Annotated in this window: 1 pseudogene; it reads right to left on the bottom strand. The window is 50.8% G+C overall.

Annotated elements, in window-relative coordinates:
- Positions 1-562: pseudogene (locus R8N49_RS28210) on the bottom strand (NADP-dependent oxidoreductase); the annotation flags it as partial.
- Between the last annotated feature and the right edge of the window lie 68 nt (positions 563-630).

Below are 630 nucleotides of genomic sequence, written 5' to 3'. Positions count from 1 at the left end.
AGCGACATTTTTCTTCGCCACCGGCGATACCAACTACGCGGCAGCCTTTGATTTTACCGATTTGACCAACTGTCGCGCCGACAGGGCCCGTTGCCGCAGCAACTACAATGGTTTCACCTGGTTTTGGCTGGCCAATATCCAACAACCCCATGTATGCGGTAAAGCCAGGCATGCCAGCAACACCCAGAGCGTATGATGGGTTTTGTGGCTCTTTGCCTAATTTAATCACCATCTCTCCGGTAGAAATTGCGTAGTCTTGCCAACCCACGGTGTACGCAAGTACCCATTCACCCGCTTCATAGTCCGGGTGGTTGGATGCTTCTACCTGACAAACGGTGCCGCCAATCATCACATCGTCTAGCGCTACTGGTTCTGCATAAGATTCTGCATCGCTCATGCGACCGCGCATGTATGGATCTAGAGAGAGGTAAACCGTTCTCAGCAGCATTTCTCCTGCCTGTGGAACAGGTTTTGCTACTTCTTCTAGGCGAAAGTTTTCAGTTGTAGGAGCACCATGCGGGCGTGATGCTAGGACGGTTCTGCGATTGGTTGCGTTAGTCATGTTTATCTCACTTATAGATTAGACCGGTCGTCTAGTGTTCGTTCCAAAATATCCCGCTCTTAGAGCGG

The sequence above is a fragment of the Vibrio sp. 1978 genome, assembly GCF_033344345.1.
The sequence above is the reverse complement of the archived record's forward strand: the minus strand, read 5'-3'. Positions and strand labels throughout refer to the sequence as shown.